Genomic DNA, 551 nt, shown 5'->3' with positions numbered 1-551 from the left:
GAGCGTTATACCTATATTCCGACCATTACCCTGCTGGATAAACTGCGTGAAGAAGGATTTGAGCCCTTTTTTGCCAGCCAGTCGCGCGTGCGCGATCCGGAGCGCCGTGAATTTACCAAACACATGATCCGCCTGCGCCGTGGAAATAACAACGGCGGCGAAGAGGTGCCGGAAATTGTATTGCTTAACAGCCATGACGGCTCCAGCAGTTATAAGATGATCCCGTGTATTTTCCGGCAGGTCTGCACGAATGGCCTGGTGTGCTGGAAATCATTTGGTGAAATCAGCGTGCCGCACAAAGGTGATATTGTGTCGCAGGTTATTGAAGGCGCTTATGAGGTGCTGGGCGTGTTCGATAAGGTTGAAAATAATATCGGCATGATGAAAGGTATTCAGGTTAACAGCGAAGAACGCCGCCTGCTGGGGCAGCTGGCGCTGGAATATAAATATGACGGAAAAGAGCCGCCGGTATCCGCTGAGCGTATTATTCAGCCGCGTGCCTGGTATGACAAAGGCACCGACCTGTGGACCGCGTTTAATATCGTGCAGGA

Annotated in this window: 1 protein-coding gene; it reads left to right on the top strand. The window is 51.5% G+C overall.

The genetic code is table 11. The features are described 5' to 3' along the window. Positions 1-551 (top strand): DUF932 domain-containing protein (locus HFD97_RS22010; protein ID WP_167434918.1); only part of this gene is annotated, 551 nt, incomplete at both ends.

The sequence above is a fragment of the Pantoea sp. EKM103V genome, assembly GCF_011800365.1.
GTDB classification, from domain to species: Bacteria; Pseudomonadota; Gammaproteobacteria; order Enterobacterales; family Enterobacteriaceae; genus Pantoea; species Pantoea anthophila.
Note: the sequence above shows the minus strand (reverse complement) of the source record. Positions and strands in the feature narration are given on the sequence as shown.